The following is a 1,126-nucleotide window of genomic DNA, read 5'->3' on the forward strand; positions in this document are numbered from 1 at the left end:
CGAGTGTTCATCTGTCTTACTTAATTACGCCAAGTTCTTTACCGACTTTTTCATAGATGGCAAGTGCATCATCCAGCATTTCTTTCGTATGGACTGCAGTAGGCATGTTGCGAACACGGCCTGTCCCTTTTTGTACAGTTGGGAAGACAATCGCTTTCGCATAAACTCCTTCTTCAAACAGTCGTTTGGAGAATTGTTGCGTCAGTTTTTCATCGCCGATGATACAAGGAGTAATCGGTGTTTCAGAAGCACCGATATCGAATCCTAATTTCTTAAGACCTGCTTTTAAATAATCACCATTATCCCAAAGCTTGTCGTGAAGCTCTGTTGAGTCGATAATCATTTGTAATGCTGCCGTAATTGCCGCAACATCACCTGGTGGCACGGCTGTTGAGAATAGGAATGGACGTGAACGAACTTTCAACCAATCGATTAATGATTGTTTACCAGCAACATATCCGCCTACTACACCCACAGCTTTAGATAATGTTCCCATTTGGAAGTCGATATCTTTTTCCAATCCGAAATGTTTAACTGTTCCTTTTCCTTTACCAGTAACACCTGATCCGTGTGCATCATCCACGTATGTGATCAAATCAAATTCCTTCGCGATTTCCACGATTTCTGGAAGTTTCGCAATGTCTCCATCCATCGAGAATACGCCGTCCGTGATCACCATGACTTTATTATAAAGACCTGATTCTTGTGCTTCTTTTGCTTTCGCACGTAAATCTTCCATATCAGAGTGCTTAAACGCAATGATTTTGGCTTTCGATAGTCGGCAGCCGTCAATAATGGACGCATGGTTCAACTGATCTGAAAGAATGGCGTCATTTTTATCCATAACAGCTGAAATAGCAGCCATGTTACAGTTGAAGCCTGATTGATAAGAAATTGCCGCTTCCGTTCCTTTGAATTCCGCCAGCTTTTCTTCTAACTTTACATGAAGGTCAAGCGTTCCATTAATCGAACGGACCGCACCTGCTCCAACACCGTATTTATCAATTGTTTCTTTTGCAATGCGTTTCAATTCTTCATTTGTTGCCAATCCCAAATAGTTATTTGAAGATAAATTGATAAGTTCTTTACCGCGAACTTGGATTTTTGCTCCGTTCGGGCCTTCTAC

At 41.6% G+C, this 1,126-nt stretch carries 1 protein-coding gene; it reads right to left on the reverse strand.

Features of this window, described 5'->3' with window-relative positions; all coding sequences use genetic code 11:
• Nucleotides 1–16: 16 nt before the first annotated feature.
• Nucleotides 17–1,126: glycine C-acetyltransferase (locus tag AC1DSB_RS19750; protein WP_477587477.1), on the reverse strand; the 1,110-nt coding region annotated here is incomplete at its 5' end.

Source organism: Paenisporosarcina sp. P4_E4_2, assembly GCF_056401595.1.